The sequence below is a fragment of the Phyllobacterium pellucidum genome (assembly GCF_013327855.1).
Taxonomy (GTDB): Bacteria; Pseudomonadota; Alphaproteobacteria; order Rhizobiales; family Rhizobiaceae; genus Phyllobacterium; species Phyllobacterium pellucidum.
Genome location: NZ_JABUMX010000002.1, coordinates 1060198 through 1082216, shown reverse-complemented (window position 1 = coordinate 1082216; position 22019 = coordinate 1060198). Strand labels below are relative to the sequence as shown.

22 protein-coding genes, 1 tRNA gene and 1 pseudogene are annotated in these 22019 nt (G+C 58.7%); 16 read left to right on the top strand and 8 right to left on the bottom strand.

Features of this window, described 5'->3' with window-relative positions; genetic code table 11:
* Positions 1-42: 42 nt before the first annotated feature.
* A tRNA-Met gene (locus tag HQ945_RS13225) sits at positions 43-119 on the top strand.
* Positions 120-377: 258 nt separating this feature from the next.
* A pseudogene (locus HQ945_RS13220) lies at positions 378-859 on the top strand (HNH endonuclease).
* A gap of 22 nt (positions 860-881) precedes the next feature.
* On the opposite strand, the gene HQ945_RS13215 reads toward HQ945_RS13220, so the two are convergent.
* The 3 genes from HQ945_RS13215 to HQ945_RS13205 form a co-directional block, all read right to left on the bottom strand.
* Positions 882-1856, bottom strand: coding sequence for a WD40 repeat domain-containing protein (locus HQ945_RS13215; RefSeq protein ID WP_091925328.1), 975 nt, complete (start codon positions 1854-1856; stop codon positions 882-884).
* 11 nt (positions 1857-1867) lie between these two features.
* Positions 1868-2974: a CobW family GTP-binding protein gene (locus HQ945_RS13210; protein WP_174208152.1), complete on the bottom strand. Its 1107-nt coding sequence runs from the start codon at positions 2972-2974 to the stop codon at positions 1868-1870.
* Positions 2975-3090: 116 nt separating this feature from the next.
* Entirely contained in the window at positions 3091-3837 is a 747-nt protein-coding gene (locus tag HQ945_RS13205; RefSeq protein WP_091925331.1) for a creatininase family protein, read from the bottom strand.
* 342 nt (positions 3838-4179) lie between these two features.
* On the opposite strand from HQ945_RS13205, the gene HQ945_RS13200 reads away from it, so the two are divergent.
* The 4 genes from HQ945_RS13200 to HQ945_RS13185 all read left to right on the top strand — a co-directional run bounded on the left by HQ945_RS13200 (position 4180) and on the right by HQ945_RS13185 (position 7347).
* Positions 4180-4671 carry a MarR family winged helix-turn-helix transcriptional regulator gene (locus tag HQ945_RS13200; RefSeq protein ID WP_091925334.1) on the top strand — a complete coding sequence of 164 codons (492 nt, stop codon included), beginning with the start codon at positions 4180-4182 and terminating at the stop codon, positions 4669-4671.
* A 93-nt stretch (positions 4672-4764) separates the two neighbouring features.
* Positions 4765-5685, top strand: coding sequence for a DMT family transporter (locus HQ945_RS13195; protein WP_091925337.1), 921 nt, complete (start codon positions 4765-4767; stop codon positions 5683-5685).
* Between the two features lie 97 nt (positions 5686-5782).
* Entirely contained in the window at positions 5783-6802 is a 1020-nt protein-coding gene (locus HQ945_RS13190) for a LacI family DNA-binding transcriptional regulator (protein ID WP_091925340.1), read from the top strand.
* Between the two features lie 83 nt (positions 6803-6885).
* Complete coding sequence (locus HQ945_RS13185) at positions 6886-7347, top strand: hypothetical protein (protein WP_091925343.1); 462 nt, start codon at positions 6886-6888, stop codon at positions 7345-7347.
* 4 nt (positions 7348-7351) lie between these two features.
* Here the strand turns inward: HQ945_RS13185 and HQ945_RS13180 are convergent, their stop codons facing one another.
* The gene (locus HQ945_RS13180) at positions 7352-8122 is read right to left on the bottom strand and encodes a gamma-glutamyl-gamma-aminobutyrate hydrolase family protein (protein WP_091925346.1); all 771 of its coding nucleotides are present in this window, start codon (positions 8120-8122) and stop codon (positions 7352-7354) included.
* Positions 8123-8365: 243 nt separating this feature from the next.
* Between HQ945_RS13180 and HQ945_RS13175 the strand changes: the two genes are divergently transcribed.
* Positions 8366-9472, top strand: a complete 1107-nt coding sequence (locus HQ945_RS13175; RefSeq protein WP_113282305.1) for a TRAP transporter substrate-binding protein — start codon at positions 8366-8368, stop codon at positions 9470-9472.
* Positions 9473-9536: 64 nt separating this feature from the next.
* On the opposite strand, the gene HQ945_RS13170 is transcribed toward HQ945_RS13175, so the two are convergent.
* Together HQ945_RS13170 and HQ945_RS13165 are read right to left on the bottom strand one after the other, a co-directional pair.
* Positions 9537-11339, bottom strand: a complete 1803-nt coding sequence (locus HQ945_RS13170) for a TRAP transporter large permease (protein WP_113282306.1) — start codon at positions 11337-11339, stop codon at positions 9537-9539.
* A complete protein-coding gene (locus HQ945_RS13165; RefSeq protein ID WP_174208151.1) occupies positions 11332-11916 on the bottom strand; it encodes a TRAP transporter small permease subunit in 585 nt (194 codons plus the stop codon). The genes HQ945_RS13170 and HQ945_RS13165 overlap by 8 nt, the downstream gene beginning before the upstream one ends.
* Before the next feature lie 264 nt (positions 11917-12180).
* On the opposite strand from HQ945_RS13165, the gene HQ945_RS13160 reads away from it, so the two are divergent.
* Positions 12181-12930 (top strand): SDR family NAD(P)-dependent oxidoreductase, encoded by a 750-nt coding sequence (locus HQ945_RS13160; RefSeq protein WP_027229463.1) that lies wholly within the window; start codon positions 12181-12183, stop codon positions 12928-12930.
* Here HQ945_RS13160 and HQ945_RS13155 read toward each other — a convergent pair.
* The gene (locus HQ945_RS13155) at positions 12927-13826 is read right to left on the bottom strand and encodes a branched-chain amino acid ABC transporter permease (protein ID WP_113280914.1); all 900 of its coding nucleotides are present in this window, start codon (positions 13824-13826) and stop codon (positions 12927-12929) included. The two genes, HQ945_RS13160 and HQ945_RS13155, sit on opposite strands and share 4 nt — an antisense overlap.
* Positions 13827-13890: 64 nt before the next feature.
* Here HQ945_RS13155 and HQ945_RS13150 point away from each other — a divergent pair, with 64 nt between their 5' ends.
* The 8 genes from HQ945_RS13150 (at position 13891) to HQ945_RS13115 (ending at position 21368) form a co-directional block, all read left to right on the top strand.
* Positions 13891-14499, top strand: coding sequence for a CGNR zinc finger domain-containing protein (locus HQ945_RS13150; RefSeq protein ID WP_113280913.1), 609 nt, complete (start codon positions 13891-13893; stop codon positions 14497-14499).
* Positions 14492-14995 (top strand): hypothetical protein, encoded by a 504-nt coding sequence (locus tag HQ945_RS13145; RefSeq protein WP_246272651.1) that lies wholly within the window; start codon positions 14492-14494, stop codon positions 14993-14995. The genes HQ945_RS13150 and HQ945_RS13145 overlap by 8 nt, the downstream gene beginning before the upstream one ends.
* A gap of 167 nt (positions 14996-15162) precedes the next feature.
* Positions 15163-17466, top strand: coding sequence for a putative bifunctional diguanylate cyclase/phosphodiesterase (locus HQ945_RS13140; protein ID WP_113280912.1), 2304 nt, complete (start codon positions 15163-15165; stop codon positions 17464-17466).
* 119 nt (positions 17467-17585) lie between these two features.
* Complete coding sequence (locus tag HQ945_RS13135; protein ID WP_081815702.1) at positions 17586-17732, top strand: DUF3096 domain-containing protein; 147 nt, start codon at positions 17586-17588, stop codon at positions 17730-17732.
* 137 nt (positions 17733-17869) lie between these two features.
* On the top strand, positions 17870-18091 hold the full coding sequence (locus HQ945_RS13130; protein WP_027229467.1) for an aa3-type cytochrome c oxidase subunit IV: 222 nt from the start codon (positions 17870-17872) through the stop codon (positions 18089-18091).
* A 156-nt stretch (positions 18092-18247) separates the two neighbouring features.
* On the top strand, positions 18248-19555 hold the full coding sequence (locus HQ945_RS13125) for a Re/Si-specific NAD(P)(+) transhydrogenase subunit alpha (RefSeq protein WP_113280911.1): 1308 nt from the start codon (positions 18248-18250) through the stop codon (positions 19553-19555).
* Entirely contained in the window at positions 19555-19965 is a 411-nt protein-coding gene (locus HQ945_RS13120) for an NAD(P) transhydrogenase subunit alpha part 2 (RefSeq protein WP_113280910.1), read from the top strand. Before HQ945_RS13125 ends, HQ945_RS13120 begins: the two co-directional genes overlap by 1 nt.
* 2 nt (positions 19966-19967) lie before the next feature.
* Positions 19968-21368, top strand: a complete 1401-nt coding sequence (locus HQ945_RS13115; RefSeq protein WP_113280909.1) for an NAD(P)(+) transhydrogenase (Re/Si-specific) subunit beta — start codon at positions 19968-19970, stop codon at positions 21366-21368.
* 50 nt (positions 21369-21418) lie between these two features.
* Here the strand turns inward: HQ945_RS13115 and HQ945_RS13110 are convergent, their stop codons facing one another.
* The gene (locus HQ945_RS13110) at positions 21419-22018 is read right to left on the bottom strand and encodes an NAD(P)H-dependent oxidoreductase (protein WP_113280908.1); all 600 of its coding nucleotides are present in this window, start codon (positions 22016-22018) and stop codon (positions 21419-21421) included.
* Position 22019: the final 1 nt, after the last annotated feature.

Genomic DNA, 22019 nt, shown 5'->3' with positions numbered 1-22019 from the left:
CGCACCAAAGGAAAGCGCAAGCGCATACCGCACACACATTGACGCGGGGTGGAGCAGCCCGGTAGCTCGTCAGGCTCATAACCTGAAGGTCACAGGTTCAAATCCTGTCCCCGCAACCAACATCACAACAAAACAACCCACACAAAAGCCCGGCATCCCCCGGGCTTGCGTGCGTTCAAGCGGCAAGTTCAATCGAAGCCAACAGCGGCGACGCTCGCCACTACCTCAAGGTGAGTGGCTTTCCGACCGAACCGGAGAATCCTTGCAGGGAGACTACCCGAGGTGCAAATACTGTCCCCGTAACCACAGAAAGGCGGGTGCGCCCGCTCCAGCATCGGCCTTCTGGCCTTAACCGTGGAGCGTGCTAGAACACTTTCATGGGATTCGGGGTTTTCATTCACCGCTCAGATTCGATCTACGACGATAGCCCGGCTGAACGATATCAGTTCCCGAGCCAATATCTTGGACGTGTCCAGGCGTGCGTAGGTGACTGGATCATCTATTACGAGCCGAGAGAGGTGGCAGAAACGCGTGGTTACTTACGACAAGCGATGCGCGGTCACTGGACTGAAACTCATCAATGGTCAACGCGGCGCATATCCGCCCGGTCGAAGCCAACGGACCAGATATTTTGACGAATGGCGTGGCCCTTTCCGGGACCGTGCACTGGATGTTCGATCGGGGGCTGATTGCCTTCTCCGATGATCTGGAGATTTTGATTTCGCGACAGGCAAATGATCCAGAAGGCATCCAGATGCTCTTCAACAAGACCGGCCGAGCAATCGTTCTACAACGTGTCAGTCAAAGACCGCATCCACATTTCTTGCGGTGGCATCGAGAAAATTGCTTCAAGCACTGAACGCTTGATGTGCCGTCAGCCGTCAGGCCGTTATATCCACGACCCCGCAATCGCCGGCGTCCGAACCGAAGACCAGCCGATGGCCTGACGCATCCCAATTCATTGCTGAAACCGCACCCTTGCCGGGGCGGCGCAAAAGCACTTCCTTCTGGTCGGTGAAGCGGGCAACAAGGATCATGCCATCCGAATAGCCGATCGCGACGATCTCCTCAATTGGATGGCAGGCGACGGCGGTGACGACACTGTCGCCGCGCGTTCCAAGTTCCAGCGGCGCCTTGCCCATTGGGCCATCCTTGCCGGCAAAGGGCCAGACAATGGCAGCGGGCGCACCCGACGTCGCCAGCCATTTGCCCTTCACGCTCCAGGACCAGCTCTTTACCTTGTTCGGATAGCCGGTCATGCGCATGTGGCGGCTGTCTTCGAGCCGCCAGCCATGCAAGGCATTCTCCTGCATCGATGTGACCAGAAACCGGTTGTCGGGGGAGAAGATCACGGAGACGTGGGCGCCCTTCCACTCGAGTTCCGTCGGCGCACTGTTCGTCGCTGGCCAGTGCAGCGTAACGCCATTATAGCGGGCAACCGCAAGCCGGAGACCCTTTGGTGCGAAAGCGAGGCCCTCGGCGCTGCGTTCATGGGAAAACTCGCGCAATGTTCCGTCAGCTGAACGGACCCATGCCGAGCGGCCTGAACCAAAGGCAATCGCTCCACCGGGCGCGGCAGCGAGCGCGGTAATCCACTTGCGCGGCAGCTTGCTCAGTTCTGTTGCTTCGCCGTCGAGCCCGGTCGAACAAACCCGGCCGTCCTCTCCGCCCGTAAGCAGTGACTTACCATCTGCCGAAAGAACCGCGCATAGGAGGCCGTCGTGGACCTCGCTCGTCTTATGACCGTTGTCGAGGCGATGGACCGTGCCATCGGCCAGGGCAAAGAATGGAACGTCCCGGATGAAGCGCGCATCGACGCAATGGCCGGCCAGATCGAGCGGTGCAATTGTCGGCATAAGGGCTTGTCCTAGAGGCAGCTTTCAAGGCCAGCCTTAAGGGCGGCATGATCAAGTTGACGGCCGATGAACACCAGTCTGCTCTCGTGTTTTTCGCCATCCTTCCAAGCGCGCTGATGGTCGCCTTCGATGATCATGTGCACACCCTGGATAACATAGCGCTCTGGATCGTTCTTAAAGGCCATAATCCCTTTGAGGCGCAGGATGTTCGGACCCTGTTCCTGGGTGATCTTCTGAACCCAGGGGAAGAATTTGTCGGGGTTGAGTTCGCCGGTGCGCAGCGAAACCGACTGGACGGTCACATCGTGAATGGGTGACGCGTGATCATGATGATGATGCGCGTGGTCGTGGTCGTGGTGCTCATGATCATGATCATGATCGTGATGGTGGTGATCACAGTCCGGACCGCAGGCATGGTCCGGATGATCATGATCCAAGAAGTGCGGATCGCTTTCGAGCGCGCGCTTCAAGTCGAACGCGCCGCGGTCAAGCACACGGGAAAGGTCAATGCCGGCGCGCTCGGTACGATGAATGACGGCACGCGGGTTGATGGCACGAACCGTCGCTTCGACGGCTGCAAGTTCATCGGCGGAGACGAGGTCGGTCTTGTTCAGAAGGACGACGTCGGCGAAGGCGATCTGGTCTTCGGCTTCTCGGCTGTCCTTCAAACGCAGCGGCAGATGCTTGGCGTCGACCAGGGCGACGACGGCATCAAGCGCGGTCTTGCTGCGCACGTCATCGTCCATGAAGAAGGTCTGCGCCACCGGAACCGGATCGGCAAGCCCCGTCGTTTCGACGATGATGGCATCGAACCGGCCCGGACGGCGCATCAAGCCCTCGACGACCCGGATCAAATCGCCGCGAACGGTGCAGCAAATGCAGCCATTGTTCATTTCGTAGATTTCTTCGTCGGATTCGACGATGAGGTCGTTGTCGATGCCGATTTCACCGAACTCATTGACGATGACGGCATAACGCTTGCCATGGTCTTCGCTGAGGATGCGATTGAGCAGCGTCGTCTTGCCGGAGCCAAGATAGCCGGTCAATACGGTTACCGGGATCTGGGCTGCGCGCCCCGTTGCTGCCGCGGCAGCGGATGTCGTTTGAGCTTCACTCATCGTGCGCCTCTTTGGATGGATTGACCCACGATATAGGTGATAAGATTACATATTGCCACACCAAACGCCTTCAATTGCGTGAATGGCTGCATCAATCGCGTTGAGCATTGATGGTTTTAGACAAGAACAGCCGGATCAAACCGGTCGACATCCTCAATGAGCTCGACGAGTCCTTTGACGCTATGGGCCATAATCGCTTCGCCTGCCGCTGCGGTTGCGCGTGCCGCGTCGCCGGCAACCCCTTGCGGGTTGAGATCACTCATCTTCCAGCCAAAGGCGTGCGGGCCATAGGCGCGCAGGTGCCTGTAGTCTTTCGCAAACTGTCGCTGTCGAGAATCGAAGGTTCCCGCCTTGGTCATATCCACATATTGCGGATAAAGCGCCAGCATCACCGAGGTCTCGATGAAACCGCCGTGAATATCCAGGGCCTTCTCGTCGGGGGAAATAAATCCCTCCGGCAGCCCAAATCGTGTCCAGCTCGTTGCCACCGCAAGCATGTTGAAACGGATACGGAGTTCTGTCGCAACGATTGTCGTCAAGGGCGAATTGCCGCCATGGGCATTGAGGATGACAAGTTTGCGAATACCGCGTTGCGCCAGCTTTTCGCCAATACCGATCCAGCGATGCACCGCCTCGTCGAAGGCGAGCGTCCGCGTGCCGGCGACGTCCATGTGCTCGATTGAATAGCCAACGGGCTCGACCGGCAGCCATTCGATGAACAGCGTCTTGGAAAGCGCTGCCTTCAGCCGCGCGGCCAATCCGGTTGCGATCAGCGTATCGGTTTCGAACGGCAGATGCGGGCCATGCTGCTCGTGAGCGCCAAGGGGCAAAATGGCGATCATATGTGTTGAGGATATCGGCATGAGGTGCTCATCTGTCGGGCGCTTCGGCTGATCATATCGGTATCCGCAAGCGGAGGAAATGCCGCTCCTACATCTTACGGCGTATAAGCAATGCGCTTATTATTGCTTCACGAGCAATTCGTCGGCAAATTTCATCAGATTGTCATATAAGCGTTGTAACGCGATTTTGCCGGGCGGATATTGGGTATAAGTCAACTGTGGCGTGCGCTCTTCGGCGAGCAAATAGCTCGTTCCTTCGTAACTGTCTGCGTAATAAACTTTGTCTGTTAACTGCCATCCACCAAACAGAGCTAGCCGTCTTATCATCAACGGAACAACGCTGAAAAGCGAGCAGGAGTTTGAATGGTCAAGGATCGTAAGCCCCTCATTCTTCATCGTCTGCAATCGACCGCGCGGCTGACGCGGACGGCATTGGCGATGCGGCTCCTCGGCCACGGCTTCTATGCGGGGCAGGATGCCGTAATGCTGCAACTTGCCCACGAGGACGGCCTTTCACCCAGCATTCTTGCCAAGCGGCTGGGCGTGCGCCCGCCAACGATCACCAAGACGATTTCGCGACTGCAGACCCAGGGATTCGTCAAGAAGCAGGGCTCGACGACGGATCAGCGCCAGGCTCATATTTTCTTGACCGAAACCGGCAATGAAGCGATCAAGGCCATCGAAAAATCGATCCGCAAGACGGAAAAGGATGCGATGAAGGGTTTCGACAAGAAGGAGCGCAAAGCCTTCGTCAAGATGCTCTCGCGCCTCGAGGTCAATCTGTCGACAGCCGAGCATCTGCGCCAGACGGCGGCCGAAGAGGATCACGACGATGAGGACGCTGACGAGGAGTGATTATTCGTCGAAAGTTTTTGCAATCGGCGGTTACAAAGTAGCTTATTTTGTTATCATGGGACTCGCTTCCGCCCGCCTGATTGGTTTGTTTCCTTGCCTTCCACACCCTCTACGTCACAGGACTCTGCGCCGTTAGCGGCGATCCTTTATATTTTCGCAACTGGGTTCCTGTTTTCCTGTCTCGACTCCAGCGCCAAATATTTGGTGTTGTCCGGCGTACCTACCGCATTCGTTTCATGGATGCGGTTCGTCGAGCACACGCTGCTGGTCCTGATCTTCTTTCGGCCATGGTCCAATCCCGGCATATTCAGGGCGCGCAACCTGCCGATGCAGATATTGCGCGGCATCTGCCTGTTCGGTTCGACCTATTTCAACTTCTACGCCCTGCAGACCATGCAATTGGCCGAAACGATGACGATTACCTTTGCCGCGCCCATGGTCATCACGGCGCTCGCCGGACCCATCCTTGGAGAATGGGCAGGCTGGCGGCGCTGGCTTGCCATCATCGTCGCCTTCATGGGCGTTTTGATCATTGCGCGTCCGGGATTTGGCGAGCTCAATCCAGGCCTGCCTTATTCGATCACGGCAATGCTGAGCTATTCATTCTATGTCCTGCTCACGCGCAAGATGGCCGCGACTGAATCGCCGGAAAGCCTCATCTTTTATTCCGCCCTTGCGCCGGCGATCCTGATGTCGCCGGCAATTACGCAGGCGGTCCTTCCGCAAACGCCGTTCCAGATCCTGCTTCTATGTCTTCTGGGCTTTTTTGGCGGACTTGGTCATTTCCTCATCATTCTCGCTTACAAGCGCGCAACAACGGCGGCGCTCGCTCCCTATCCGTTTCTTCAGATCATCTGGATGCTGGGTTTCGGCTATTTCATCTTCGGCCAGTTTCCGGATGCCTACACGCTATGCGGAGCCGTGATCATCATAGGGAGCGGCCTTTACGTCGTACACCGCGAGCGGCAGTTGCGAGCGGTCGCAAAGTCCCGCCAGGACCGCAAGAATGGCTGACCGTATGCGTAACGAAAGAACTTTGATTTATTCGGTTGCGGTGGCATAACGCCGTGTAAAGATTACATTTGTCGGACGACACTGCGGGAGGCGGTTTTTGGCGCAAAAGATCAAACTATCGACGATTGCCGACGCGCTGAAAGTGTCCACTGCGACCGTTTCGCTGGCCCTGCGCGATAGTCCTCTCGTCGCCGATCAGACGCGCGAGAAGATCAAGGAACACGCCCGAACGATCGGCTACATTTACAACCGGAGGGCGGCAAGCCTGCGCACGTCGCGATCCGGCATTGTCGGCGTGGTCGTCCATGACATCATGAACCCTTTCTTCGCCGAGATCCTGCGCGCCATCGAAGGTGAACTCGACCGATCCGGGCAAACATTCATCCTTTCCAATCACTACGACCAATTGGACAAGCAGCGCACCTTCATCGATACGGTTCTGCAGCTTGGCGGCGATGGTGTCATTATGTCGCCCGCGATCGGAACGCCCGCTGAAGATATCCGCATGGCGGAAGACAATGGCCTGCCGGTCGTTCTGATCGCCCGCAGCGTCAAGGATGCGAATGTCCCGGTTTTCCGCGGTGACGACGCCTACGGCATCGGGCTTGCCACCAACCATCTCATTTCGCTCGGACATACGCGCATCGCCATGGTCGGCGGAACGGACCAGACGTCGACGGGCCGCGATCGCTACGAAGGCTATCTCCAGGCCATGCAGAAGGCCGGCCTCGAGGTAAAGCCCGAGTGGCGAATTTCGGGACCACGCACGAAGCAGGCCGGCTTCGATGCGGCGCCGCAATTCCTGGCGCTGAAGGACCACCCGACGGCGGCCGTCTGCTGGAACGACCTTGCTGCGATCGGCATGATGAACGGCATCGCCCGCGCCGGCCTCGTCGCAGGCGTCGACATCTCCGTCACCGGATATGATGATCTCGAGGAAGCAGCGATTGCGACGCCGGCGCTCACCACCGTCTGGAACGGCCAGCGCGAAGTCGGCCAGCGCGCGGCGAGGGCGCTTCTCGATCAGCTCAATGGCGCCGACACCCATGCACGCCAGGAATTGATCAAGCCTGAACTGCGCATCCGTCAATCCACCTCCAAGCCGAAAGAGCGCTGACGCGCGCGCTGCGACGATGGTTCACGGTTCATTAACGCTACGGGACTAGGGTTTTCGAAAGAGTGACCCCTGTGGAGCTTGGCATGAAACCCGCCAACACGGTCTTGCTCGCCCTTGTGAGCGCAGTTGCAGTCATCGCCATGTTTCTTGATTTCGCCACCTACACGTCAGGTGGGGAAACGAATGTCGATACGGCGACCACCGCGTCGATCACCAGCGAAGAGCCGAGACAGAACGATATTCTCGATGTGCCGACATTCGTCATCAGCGGCCCGGGCGGCAGTGCGAAATGCAAGGCTTTTCCCGCTGAGAACGGTCTTCCCGGCCACAATGCGCTGACGATCGAGCAGGGCTGCGCCGGGCTCTATCCGCCGCTCGCGCAAGCCAGGACCTGGCACAATAATGAGGACGGGACGATTGACCTTGCCGATGATACGGGCCGAACCATCGTCGCCTTCAGCCCGGGTGATGGGCTTGCCTATATCAGCATCGAACCGCGCTCCGTCGTCCTGTCGATGTCCACCGAAGGCGTGTTGACGTACTAGATAATTATTCGGCTGCGTGCAGCCGCTCGCGGCTCGCCTTGTGCGCGCGCGCCGCATCGCCGAAAGCGGCGAAAATCTTGCGCGACGGCGAATCGGTCTTCACCCAGTATTCCGGATGCCATTGCACGCCGACGGCGAAGTTGCGGGCGGTCTTCACCGATACGGCTTCGATCGTGCCATCTTCGGCAACGGCTTCGATCTCGAGCGCGGGCGCTGGCTTCTCGATGGCCTGGCGGTGGACCGAATTGACCTTGATCGAATCGCTGTTCATGACGCCGGCAAGACAGGAGCCCGGTTTAATGCGTATCGGATGACGAATGGCAAAGCGTTCTGCTTGCTGATCCGACTGCGGGGCGCGATGGTCCATGCGGCCATCGAGTTCCTGAATTTCCGTGGCGAGCGTTCCACCAAGCGCGACGTTCAACTCCTGAATGCCGCGACAAATGGCTAGAAGCGGAATGCCACGCTCGATGGCGCGCCGAATGAGCGGCAGGGAGGTCGCGTCGCGTGCCGGATCGTAGGGCTCGTGCGCCGGGCTGGGCTCCGCTCCATAGAGCGCGGGATGCACATTGGACTTGGAGCCCGTAATCAGCACCCCGTCGACCCCGTCGAGAATAGCGTCGATATCAAGCCCATTCCCAAAGGAAGGGACGATGAGCGGAATAACGCCAGCGGCATCATAGGCAGCCATCAGGTACTGATCGGGCGCTGCGTGCCAGGTATAGTTTTCGAAAGCGCGTACATCGGATGTTATGGCGACGAGGGGTTGCCGCATGGAAGTGCTCCCGCAAAGATTGTTCCCTCTATTTAGTGCAATTCCCCAGCGTTTCCAATGGCCGGAGAGACGCCGCGACATTCGCGCCGGAATCGGAATTGCGACGAGAATCCTACAACAATATCAATCCACTTAATGCCGGTGCGGCTTTGTCGGTTCACCCGCTGGACTTGAAATAGTGAGTGTGTATGGTGATCGCGGGATCGGGAGAATGGTCCAGATCAATTGTTTGGAGGAGATTTTATGGATCGTCGTTCATTTATCACAAAGGCTGGATTTGCCGGTGTCGGTGCGGCCGCAGCAACGACGCTTGCTGCGCCCGCGATCGCGCAGTCGCTGCCGAAAATCACATGGCGGTGCGCGTCGTCATTTCCGAAATCGCTGGATACGATCTATGGCGGCGCGGAAGTGCTCTCGAAGTATCTGAAGGAAGCCACGGACGGGAATTTCGTAATCCAGCCATTTGCTGCCGGCGAAATCGTGCCGGGCCTGCAGGCTGCTGATGCGGCGGCAGCCGGTACTGTCGAGCTTTGCCATACGGTCGCGTACTATTACTGGGGCAAGGACCCCACCTGGGCGCTCGGCGCTGCCGTTCCGTTTGCGCTGAATGCGCGGGGCATGAATGCCTGGCAGTATCATTTGGGCGGTATCGATCTCCTCAACGAGTTCTTCAACAAGCAGGGCCTGCAGGTCTATCCCGGCGGCAATACCGGCGTGCAGATGGGCGGCTGGTTCCGCAAGGAAATCAAGACGGTCGAAGACCTCAAGGGCATCAAGATGCGGGTCGGCGGGTTTGCCGGCAAGGTGCTCGAAAAGCTTGGTGTCGTGCCGCAGCAGATCGCCGGCGGCGACATCTATCCATCGCTGGAAAAGGGCACGATCGACGCTGCCGAATGGGTCGGACCCTATGACGACGAGAAGCTGGGCTTCCAGAAGGTAGCGCCGTTCTACTACTATCCCGGCTGGTGGGAAGGCGGTCCGACGGTCAGCTTCATGGTCAACAAGGCGAAGTGGGATTCGCTTCCGCCTGCTTACCAGTCTCTCTTCCGCACCGCTGCGCAGGCCACCGATGCCGATATGCTGCAGAAGTACGATTCGCTCAATCCGGCGGCGATCAAGCGCCTCGTCGCGAGCGGCGCGCAACTGCGCCCGTTCAGCCCGGAAATCATGAGCGCCTGCTTCGAAGCGGCCAATGGCGTCTATGGCGAGATGGAAGCCACAAACCCCGAGTTCAAAAAGATCTGGGATTCGATCAAGGCGTTCCGCAACGAGCACTTCCTTTATGCGCAGGTCGCGGAATATTCCTTCGATACGTTCATGATGATCCAGCAGCGCAACGGCAAGCTCTAGGCGCTGAACACAGTTAAAAGCAAAACCCCGGGAACCTTGCGGTCCCCGGGGTTTTTTGTTGCCGTCACATCTTCGGTGGCTGCCTAAGGTCAGGCACCGGCGGCTGCGCCGGGGCGGCCGGTTGCCCGGGCGCTGCCGGATTTGGCGCAGGCCCACCGAAAGGCGGCGGTGAACTCAGATCATTGGCAGGCCCACCGAGGCCATTGCCAAGTCCGCCTCCACCCAATCCGTTGCCGAGCCCATTGTCGCCGCCAAAACCCGGAACCTCGATCTTGATCTGCGACGGGTCGACGACCGGGCCGGTGCCCTTGTAGTGCATGACCATTTGCGGGAACATGATGGTAAGCGCCACCATCAGCACCTGGATGCCGACGAACGGCACGGCGCCCCAGTAGATTTGCCCCGTGGTGATCGGCTGGATCTTCTTGCCGGTAATCTTGTCGAGATAGGGCACCTTTGCCGCAACCGAGCGCAAATAGAAGAGCGCGAAGCCGAAGGGCGGGTGCATGAAGCTCGTCTGCATATTGATGCCGAGCAGGACGCCGAACCAGATCAGGTCGATGCCAAGCTTGTCTGCCGCAGGTGCCAGGAGTGGCACGATGATGAAGGCGAGCTCAAAGAAATCGAGGAAGAACGCGAGGAAGAAGACAAGCAGGTTGACTGCAATCAGAAAGCCGACTTCGCCCCCCGGGAGGGAAACCAGGAGGTGTTCCACCCAGACGTGCCCGTTCACGCCGTAGAAGGTAAGCGAGAACACGCGTGCGCCGAGGAGGATGAACATGACGAAGGATGAAAGCCGCGTCGTCGATGCCAGCGCCTGGTTGATCACGGTCATGTTGAGGCGGCCCTTGGAGGCAGCCATCACCAGCGCACCGACAGCGCCCATCGCGCCGCCTTCGGTCGGCGTGGCGATGCCCAGGAAAATGGTGCCGAGCACTAGGAAGATCAGGGCGAGCGGTGGTATGAGGACTATGATCACCTGCTGGGCAAGCCGCGACATCGTGTTCATGCCGAACGCCCGGTCGGCGAGCGCATACAGATAGATGGCAATGATCGCGATGGTGCCGCCCCAAATATCCGCGTTCGCACCGGCACTTTGCGCGAGCATCCTATGCGCGCCATAGGCGATGGCCCCGGCAATGACGAGGGCGACAATCAGCGATGTGACGCCGGAGCCGAGCGTGCGCGCTTCCTTGGGCAGGGCCGGCATTGAATCGCGCCTGAGAAAGGTCATCGCAAGGATGTAAAGCATGTAGAGTCCGGTCAGCACGAGACCAGGAATAATCGCGCCATGATACATGTCGCCCACCGAGCGCCCGAGCTGGTCGGCAAGGACGATGAGCACGAGTGAAGGCGGAATGATCTGCGCCAGGGTTCCGGAGGCGGCGATGACGCCCGAGGCGACACGCCTGTCGTAGCCGTACCGCATCATGATGGGGAGCGAGATCAAGCCCATCGCGATGACTGAGGCCGCGACAACACCGGTTGTTGCCGCGAGCAGCGCACCGACGAAAATGACGGCATAGGCAAGACCGCCGCGAATGGGTCCGAAGAGCTGACCGATGGTGTCGAGAAGGTCCTCGGCCATGCCGGACCGCTCAAGAATGATGCCCATGAAGGTGAAGAATGGAATGGCGAGCAGGGTCTCATTGGACATCTGTCCCCAAAACCGGTCAGGTAGGGCATAGAGCAACGGCCAGGAGAGCGTGATGCTGCCGTTCGACAGCGGCGCAAGTTCGACCCCGACGAAGAAGAACAAAAGGCCATTTGCGGCGAGGGCAAACGCGACGGGATAGCCAATCAACAGGAAGATGATCAGCGAAGCGAACATGATCGGCGCCATGTTCTGGGCGATAAATTCAATCATTGCGCGCTCCCGCAATCGTCGCCACTTCCTGTTCCGCGATTTCCTCCATCGAAACGGGTGGGTTAGGGTCGGGCATGTCGCCGCGTATTACCGCGATTTTCTTGATGATTTCGGAGACGCCCTGGAAGCCGAGGAGTACGAACCCAGCGAAAAGAATGAGCTTGGCAGGCCACAGAATGAGGCCGCCGGCGCTTGATGAGACTTCGCCGCTGTTGAAGGAGAGCCGCACATAGGGGACGAAATAGAAGATCATCAGAATGACGAACGGCATCAGGAAGAAGAGGTGCCCGAGAAGATCGATCCAATGCTGGACGCGCCTTGAAAATGCGCCGTAGACGATATCGATGCGGATATGCTCGTTCTGCTGCAGCGTATAGGCGGCGGCAAGCATGAAGGCGCCGCCGAAGAGATACCATTGCAGTTCGAGCCAGGAGTTAGACGAAACGTTGAACGCCTTGCGAATGATCGCATTGCCGGCGCTGACGACGACCGCCAGGAAGATCAGCCAGGCGACGCCGCGCCCGACGAGTTCATTGATACGATCGATCGTTCGCGAAATCGCGAGCAAAGCCGGCATTGGCGTCCTCCCAATTCATTCAGATAGCCGGCAATACACCCCGCTCTTCGCGGTGGCCCTCCCAGCCTTGCCTATAAGAACATCTTCACGCTCTGGTTGCAGCACGGGATCTGAAACCATCAACAGAATTGATTAGTTCATAAAGGGATACGATAGGCCGCAGGTGCAGCGCCGGGTGGTATAACGTTCAGCAGTTGTCATGTGTCGAGCCGCGGTCTAACAGTTGCTGGACACATGATGCAGGACTTACTGGTAAAAGGGCGAATGGCAGGCGAATCTTCTCTTTCAGTTGCAGGTAAAACCATTGTGGTCACCGGTGGATCCTCCGGTCTCGGGCTGCGTATGGTGGAAGTCCTTGCGGCCAACGGCGCAAATGTTGTTTCAATCTCGCGAACGGCGGTCCCGGAAGGTTCATGCAATCCCAGAATCCTCAGCATTGTCGGGGACGTCACGAAAGCGTCCGATATCGAACGTGCATTCGATGAGGCTGAAAGCTGGAAGGGCACTGTGACGGTCCTGTTCAACAATGCCGGGGTTGCCGAGATCATCCGGGCGATAGACACGACCCGCGACCAGTTGCGCCGCATTCTCGAGGTCAATGCCGAAGGCGCTTTCTTCGTCGCTCAGGAGGCCGCCAAGCGGATGATCGCCAAAGGCGTCGGCGGCTCCATCGTCAACCTCTTGAGCATTCTTGCCGACACCCCCATCAAGGGTTCCACCGCCTACGCCATGTCGAAGGCCGCCGCTTCTGTGATGACCCGCTCGATGGCGCTTGAATGGGCGGCACATGGAATCAGGGTTAATGCGATTGCTCCCGGCTGGTTTCCGACCCGCCTCAACGAAGACCTGATGGATGGGCCGGCGCGCGGTTTCCTGAAAGGCAAGAATCCCATGCGACGCCTCGGAGAACCGCAAGATATCGATGGTGCCGTGCTCATGCTTGCGTCTGACGCGAGCAGCTATATCACCGGCACGGTCATTACCATCGATGGCGGTCACAGCCTGCAGGGTTAGATGCGCTCCTCGTCCCGGCCCGTGATGCGGGTGGCGAGTACGAAGACCAGCAGGGAAAAAACGGCGACATCCCGCCACAGAACGGAAAAATATCCGCCCCAGAGCGATTCGACCATGCCGACAAGGGCTGCGCCGCACGCAGCATGAAGCGGCCGTGAGAAGCCGCCGGCCGCGGTGATGAAGAGGATTTTCAATCCGAAGATCATGCCGGTATTGAAGCTGATATTGCCGTAGTAGAGCGCCGCCAGAAATCCTGCCAGCGCACATATGCCGTATGCGGCAAGGATGGCCTGCGTTCTCACTCGCTTCGGATCGATCCCGCACATGGCGGTTGCCTGCGGCTCGTCGCTCACGGCACGCCAGATACGTCCCGCCGCCGTTCGCAGCATGATCGCTTCACCGCAAGCGATCACGGTGAGCGCCACAGCGATGTTGAGAACCTGCATCTGGGTGAGGCTGATATCCACCTGCGGGCCAAGGACCGGCAAGGGTTGCGACAGCATGGGCGGAAGCCAGTAATCGCGCGTGTTGGCAGCGATGCGGGAAAGCTCGGCAAGAAATATGCTGAGGCCAAGGGTTGCGACAAGGATCGTGTTGCGCGTGCCGGCTTCGAGCGGCGCATAAATCACCCTAGCGATTACATAGCCGCCGGTCATGACATAGACGAGAGCGATCAGCAGACCGAAGGCGAGGGCGGCGGGCAGGGTCATCCAGAGGATCGACCAGGCAAAGGCCGCGACAAGAATAAAGGTCTGCCCGGAAAAGGCAAAGATTGCGCCGAGCGAAAGGTCGGTTCTGTGCGTGAGACCGTGGATCAGGACATACCCATAGGCAAGCAGCGCGTAGAGTGCCGCATTGTGGATTCCGTTCAACAGGAGCTGCAGGAAATAGGTCAATCACTCCTCGCCTTTGCAAATCATTCTAACTTGCAAAACCTATTTTACCAGTTAGAATTTGGCGATGACCTTTGAATGGAATGCACATCGTTTCAGCGGGGGCGTATTGGCACTCGACCTCGCCAATACCGTCGTCTTTCGCGAGTCGCCCGAACGGTCGCTCGATCGCTTTTCCGATCCCGCCGAAGTTACGCGCTTTGCTGCGGCGGCGGCGGATTTCCGTCAGGGGGAGTGGGGAAACGTCAAGTTCCGCCCGCCACTTTCCGAGCGGGAGATCACAGGCCTCATCGACATGCGCGAAGCGATAAATCGCCTGTTCAGGACGGCGGTGCATGGCGGCGGATTGAGCCCCGCGCCGCTCTCCGAATTCTTGCGCCTCGGGTCGAAACTCGTCGGCGACGAACCGGGAGACCAAGCGCTCGCGCTGCCGCGGCCCTCCAGGGACGGCGGGCGAATATCCCTGGCGGCGGCGTCATTCCTCTCCGGGGTGCGTCTATTTGAGCCTTTGCGCCTGGAACGCATAAAGGTCTGCCCGAATTGTCACTGGCTCTACTTTGATGAAAGCCGCAATCGCAGCCGCCGCTGGTGCGACATGAATGTCTGCGGCAACAGGGCTAAGGCGCGCCGCTATTATGACCGCAACGCCAAGCAGATGGGCAGCGGCCATGGCTAGGACGAAGAATGCCTCGCGCCTGATGGCAGTGTGCTTGCTCGCGCTTGCGGTTACGCTGGCGGCGTGCCGCGATAGCGGTCAGGGCGACTATGTCAACGTTTCCGGCAAGATCTTTGTCTTCAATTATCGCATCGCCGAGGCGACCTATCTTCTCACCCTGGCGAAACTGCGCAAGATTCCCGATGGCTCGTCCTTGGAGACCACTTTCGAAAATCCGGCTGGTGGCGATCCTTTTGTCGTGCGGCAAGATATATGGCCGACAATGGACAAGATCACCGTCGAAAGCCCACCCGTCAAATGCGTGAAAGCGAACCGGGAGTATCAGGTGACAATGCGGCTCGAAGATGCAAAAGGCGTCGTGCTTCAGACCATCGAGCGGAAGATGATCTCGGACACCGATCAGTCACTTATGCCCGACAAGCCACTTGTTGTTGGACCGTTCTACGATCCCAATCCCGACAAGCAACCAGCCCCGCCGACGATATGCCCGGCATAGCGATGATGTTCTTTTAGAAATTGGTAATTCTATTTGCCGGTTGTTGGGAATTTCTGGCGACAGAAGATGAATTAAACGATTTAGTCGGAAGTGCGATTTATAACGCTGGCATCGTTGGCGTTCCTCGTCGACATTCCCGGTACGGGCAAAGTTTTGCGGGCCTATTGATGAAAGTTGAAGCCAACGACGGCTTGTCGATCGAGCTGATTGCGGTTCGCACATTATATGCGAACGGCAAGGCGACGTGGTGGAGTTCGATCATTCAGATCCTCGCCACGGCGACAATCTATTTGAAGACGCATCATGCGATCTATCTTGCCTTCGCGCTGGCCTTTCTGGTGGTCGACCTCGCCCGCACCGCCAATGCCGGCGCCTTCGAACGCGCCAATCTTGTGTCAGCTTCGGCGGCAACGCTGAAGAGGTGGGAATGGCGCTATCTGCTCGGCGCGCTTGCAAGCTGTTCGGTGCTCGGCGCCCTATGCTTTGTCAGCATCTATATGCTACCCGATGCGACCGCCGCGATCACCAGCGTCATCATTGTTGCTGGATCGATGCTTGCGCTTGTCACGCGCAATTACGTCTCGCCGATGGTCGTCCTCGGCCTGTCGATCGGAATTCTCGCACCGCTTTGCGCGACCTTGGTGCTGCTCGGCGGCGTCTATAACTGGCTGCTTGCCCTGCTGATCCTTCCCTACTTCTGGAGCAATATCGGCGTTGCCGGTAGTCTTCGCAATTCGCTCTTCGATGCACTGCTGGGCAAGCGCCAGCTGGCTCGCGTCGCCACCAATTTCGATGCTGCGCTCAATGGTATGCCGCAGGGCCTGCTGATGTTCGACGGCCAGCAGACGATAACCGTCGCCAACATGAAGGCGGCGAAGATGATGGGTTTCGATTCTCCGGCTCAGCTCGAAGGGAGGTCGCTCGCGACCTTGTTGCGCCTTGCCCAATCGCGTTCCTATTTCCCCGAGGATGCACTGCAATCCTTGCGCACCAAGATGCAGGATCTGCTGTCCGGTTCAAAACAGCGCGACACGTTTGAATCACCGAACAAGCGCCACTATGAATTCACGGCGACGCCCGATCCCGAGCATGGCACCGTGCTCGTCATCCAGGATGTCACGCGGCGTGCGGACGCCGAAGCACAGATCAACCGCATGGCGCGCTTCGACAGCCTGACGGGGCTTCCCAACCGCAGCCAATTTGCCGAAATCGCCGCGACGTATGCCGACGACATGGTGCATGGCGCGCAGATCGCCCTCATGGTGATCGATATCGATGGCCTGAAACGAACCAACGATACCTTCGGCCATCGCATCGGCGATGAGATGTTGCGCGCCTTTGCCGACCGGCTGAGCCTGGTCGAGGCTGAGCGGCCGCTGCTTTCGCGCTTTGGCAGCGACGAATTCGTGCTGCTGTTTTCCGCCTGCTCGCACGAGGAAACGATTGGAACGGTCGAGCGGATCATGTCCGCCATCACCGGCATATACAGTGTTTCGGGTCACGATATTCAGACCGGCGCCCGCGCCGGCGTCGCCATCGTCGAGGTGGACGCGTTTGACCTCTCGGTGATGCACATGAATGCGGATCTGGCGCTCGATGTCGCCAAGAAGGATAGCCAGAAGAACTGGGCGGTCTTTGTCCAGACCATGGACCATACGTTCCGGTCGAAGCAGCGGTTGCGGGCCGATCTGCGCCGTGCCATCGCGGAAGGCACTCTCTCGGTCGCCTACCAGCCGATCGTCAATATCCGCACCTCGCGCATGACCGCGTGCGAGGCGCTGTCGCGGTGGGACCATCCGGAATTCGGAGCCATATCACCTGCCGAGTTCATCCCGCTCGCAGAAGAAATGGGGCTGATCTCGGACCTGACCCGCAACGTCATCGACCGCGCGGTGATGGATTGCCGCAACTGGAATTCGCGTATCGCCGTTTCGGTCAACCTTTCCTCGCATGATCTGCAGAACCGCAATACGGTCAGTGTCATCCAATCCGCTTTGAAACGGCACGCGATCGAGCCGCACCTTCTTGAAGTGGAGGTCACGGAAGGCGCGCTCATAACCGACCGCGCCACGACCGGCAGCGTGCTTGCCGAGCTGAAGGGTTACGGCGTGCAGGTCGCCATCGACGATTTCGGCACCGGTTATTCCAGCCTGAGCTATCTCAAGAACTTGCCGGTCAACAAGGTCAAGATCGACCGTTCTTTCATTGCCGACATTGCTGAAGAGGGACGATCGCTGAAACTTTTGCGCGGCATCGTCCACATGTCACATGAACTCGGCTTGTCGGTGACCATCGAAGGGCTCGAAACGAGCGCGCAATCGGAACTCGTCAATCAACTCGTCGGCGCCGAGCACGTTCAAGGCTTTCTCTACGGTGCTGCGATGTCAGCCGATGACATCGTGAAGCTGCTCGACGTGACGATGGAGCACAAGCTCGTGGGCAACGAAGCTGGCCCGCACGTCTTTCACTGAACGGTTGTTTGCCAATTTGAATATAAATTAAACGATCCCGGTCCGTTACCGACAGAATCATTGTATTCGAATAGCGCTCTGTTCTGAGCTGGTAGCTTGCGCACACAAAGGATACCGAAATGATTGCTGAAATCGCCATCGCACCACTCGTCGCCCTGATCGCCGGCATCGTCATATTGATCGCTCCGCGATTGCTGAACTATGTCGTTGCGCTCTACCTGATCATCATTGGCGTTGTCGGTCTTTTTCCGCATCTTCTCGGTTAGTTAATTAGGCTCGACCGCGATGAAACTCTATTCTTGATTTATATTGATCGAGGTCAGGGTGAGCGACGATCTGCGCATTGCGCAGTTGTCGGCTTTTCGCTATTGCCTTTACGACGTCGACTAGAAGAGGTTTGAAGATGGCTGAACATCACGACACCACGCCTGCAGAACTGGGCGCGCCCATGGACTATGCGGAGCATGAGAAGACCTACAATCTTTTTCTCTCGCTTTCGAAATGGGGCTTCGTTTCCTGCATAGCGCTGGTCGTTGCCATGGCTTTCGGCTTTTTCGCCGGGGGATTCTTTTCTGCTCTGGTTCTTTTCTTTGTTATTTGCGGAGCTGCCTGGTTCCTCCTTTAGGGCGCGCTGGTTCTCAAGAGCCTGGACGCCCGTCCAAAGCCCGCTCGATCTTGACCGGGCGGGTCTTTAAGACTGCCAATCGTTACAAGCGGGAAGGCGCGCTGGTCCGAAAGGCCACTGCCTTGTAGTGAAAACTTGCTTTGGGGGGTGAAGAGCTTGGCTCAGACACTATTCATACCGAAAGAGACCGATGCCAATGAGGCGCGTGTCGGTGGCTCGCCGGAGACGGTAAAGCGGCTTATTGGCCTTGGCTTCAACGTCGTTGTCGAAACGGGTGCCGGAACCGCGTCGCGCATTCCTGACGCAGAGTTTACGGGCGCCGGCGCAAGTATCGGCAAGGCCGCGGACGTCAAGGACGCCGACATTGTCCTCAAGGTGCGCCGACCCGCTTCCCCTGAGCTCAAATCCTACAAGAAAGGCGCAGTCGTCATCGCCATGCTCGATCCTTACGGCAATGACAGCGCCGTCAAGGAACTCGCCGATGCCGGGCTTACCGCCTTCACCATGGAGTTCATGCCGCGCATCACCCGCGCGCAGGTGATGGACGTTCTTTCCAGCCAGGCCAATCTTGCCGGCTACCAGGCGGTCATCGATGCCGCCGAAGAATATGACCGCGCCTTGCCGATGATGATGACAGCAGCAGGCACGGTGCCGGCCGCGAAAGTCTTCGTCATGGGTGTCGGCGTCGCTGGCCTGCAAGCTATCGCAACTGCGCGCCGCCTTGGAGCTGTGGTAACCGCCACGGACGTCCGTCCTGCGGTCAAGGAGCAGGTCGCATCGCTTGGCGCCAAATTTCTCGCTGTCGAGGACGAGGAGTTCAAGGCTGCCGAGACCGCTGGCGGCTACGCCAAGGAAATGTCGAAGGAATATCAGGCAAAGCAGGCGGCGCTGGTCAATGACCACATTGCCAAGCAGGATATCGTCATCACAACGGCACTTATCCCCGGTCGTCCGGCGCCGAGACTGGTGACCCGCGAAATGTATGCGCGCATGCGTCCGGGTTCGGTGCTGATCGATCTTGCGGTCGAACGCGGCGGCAACGTCGAAGGCGCGGTGGCTGGCAAGATCACCGAGATCGATGGGGTCAAGATCGTCGGACATCTCAACGTCCCGGGCCGTATCGCGGCGACTGCCTCGCAGCTCTACGCGAAGAACCTCGTCGCTTTTGTCGAGACGCTGGTCGACAAGGAAGCGAAGGTGCTGAAAATCAATTTCGACGACGAACTCGTCAAGGCGACCATGTTGACCCATGACGGCAAGGTGGTTCACCCCAACTTCGCCCAGGCTGCCGCGGCTGTTGCTGTTCCTGCTGAGACGCGGGCTGCCAGGCCTGTCGCCAAGAAGGCCGCGCCGGCCAAGCCTGCCGCTCCAAAAGACGCCGCAGTGAAACCGGCCGCCAAGAAAGCCGCGCCGAAAAAGGCTGCTGCATCCAAGGCGGCGCCAAAGACTGAAGGAGAGGCATGATGGCTGATGCTGCACTCGAAAAGGCCCTCGAGACCCTGAACCAGGCCGCCGAGATCGTCCGTCAGGCCGCTGAAAACATGCCGGAAGCCGCCGGCGCCGCGGCTCACGCCGTCTCTGGCGGTGTCGTCGATCCGTTCGTCTTCCGCCTCGCAATTTTCGTCCTGTCGATCTTTGTCGGTTATTACGTTGTCTGGTCGGTGACGCCGGCACTGCACACGCCGCTCATGGCCGTTACCAACGCGATCTCCTCCGTTATCGTCGTCGGCGCGCTCTTGGCGGTCGGACTGTCGGCGAGCGGTTTTGCGACCGGCTTCGGGTTCATCGCGCTCGTCCTCGTCAGCGTCAATATTTTCGGGGGCTTCCTCGTCACCCACCGCATGCTCGCCATGTACAAGAAGAAGGAAAAGTGAGCATGAGTGTGAATATCGCAACTTTCCTTTATCTCGTCTCCGGCGTGCTCTTCATCCTTGCGCTGCGCGGCCTTTCGCATCCGACGACCAGCCGGCAGGGCAACTACTACGGCATGACGGGCATGGGCATTTCCATCGCGACAACGTTGGCGCTTGCCGAACCTAGCTTCAAGGGCCTCGGCCTGATCGTCCTCGGTCTTGCCATCGGCGGCGCTGCCGGCGCGTACATTGCCAGGCGTATCGCCATGACGGCAATGCCGCAGCTTGTTGCCGCGTTCCACTCACTCGTCGGTCTGGCGGCGGTCATGGTTGCCGCGGCCGCGATCTATTCGCCCGACTCTTTCGGGATCGGCGAAGTCGGCAGCATTCATGGTCAGGCGCTCGTGGAAATGTCGCTCGGCGTCGCCATTGGCGCGATCACCTTCACCGGCTCGATTATCGCCTTCCTGAAACTTGACGGCCGCATGTCGGGCAAGCCAATCATGCTGCCTGGGCGCCATGTGCTCAACATTGCTCTTCTTGCTGCCATCGTGCTCCTGGTGATCGCGCTGGTCCTGACCGAGAGCCATGCGATCTTCTGGCTGATTGTCATCCTGTCGCTGGTGCTCGGCGGCCTGATCATCATCCCGATCGGCGGCGCGGACATGCCTGTCGTCGTCTCGATGCTGAATTCCTATTCCGGCTGGGCGGCGGCGGGCATCGGCTTTACGCTCGGCAACCTCGCGCTGATCATCACCGGCGCGCTGGTTGGCTCGTCCGGCGCGATCCTGTCCTATATCATGTGCAAAGGCATGAACCGTTCGTTCATTTCGGTCATCCTCGGCGGCTTCGGCGGCGAGACCAGCACTGCTGCCGGTGGTGAAGTCGAACAGCGCCCGGTCAAGCAGGGCTCCGCCGACGATGCTGCCTTCATCATGAAGAACGCCTCCAAGGTCATCATCGTGCCCGGCTACGGCATGGCCGTTGCGCAGGCACAGCATGCCCTGCGCGAGATGGCCGACAAGCTGAAGGCAGAAGGCGTTGAAATCAAATACGCCATTCATCCGGTCGCTGGGCGCATGCCGGGTCACATGAACGTGCTTCTTGCCGAGGCCAATGTGCCTTACGACGAGGTCTTCGAGCTCGAAGACATCAATTCGGAGTTTGCACAGGCCGACGTCGCCTTCGTCATCGGCGCCAACGACGTCACCAACCCGGCGGCAAAGACCGATCCTAAATCGCCGATCTTCGGCATGCCGATCCTTGATGTCGACAAGGCGGGGACGGTGCTTTTCATCAAGCGCGGCATGGGCTCCGGCTATGCGGGCGTCGAGAACGAATTGTTCTTCCGCGACAACACCATGATGCTCTTTGCCGATGCCAAGAAGATGGTAGAGAATATCGTCAAGGCGCTGGACCACTGAACTTGTGTATCGCGAATGAGGCAAAGGCCCGCCCATCGGCGGGCTTTTTGTTAGATCAGGCGTTCCAATTTCCGCCCGAGCCGGCGCTCAAAAGCCGCTAACCGTTCCGCTGACAATTGTTCGGTGTTGTAGAGCGAGAGCATGGAGAACCGCGCTTGCGGCGCGCATGTGCCGATGATGGCGCGCGAAAGTATGCGGCGGACCGGACGGAACATCACGAACCAATCGATCCACCAGGGCGAGCCGAGCGTAGTGACGGCAAGGCAAGACTTGAGCCTGGTGAGCCGCGGAATCATACGGCCAAAATCAGGGGCATGGTCATAGGCAACACCCGGCACAAAGAGCCGGTCGATCCAACCCTTGAGAATCGCCGGAAGGCCGAACCACCATGTCGGAAAGACAAGGATCAGAATGTCGGTGCGGACGAGGTCTTCTGCATCGAGGGCCACGGCGCTTCTGTCATAAGCATCCGCGTAATAGGCCTTGCGCTCATTTGCCGTGAGGCGGGGGTCGAAGCCGCGCTCATAGAGATCGGCGAAGGTGATACTGTGACAGGCCTCATCGAGCCTGGCGGTTATGAGCGAAGCAAGGTGCGCGCAAAGGCTGTCTTTCAAAGGGTGAGCAAAAACGACAACGACGTTCTTGCTCATC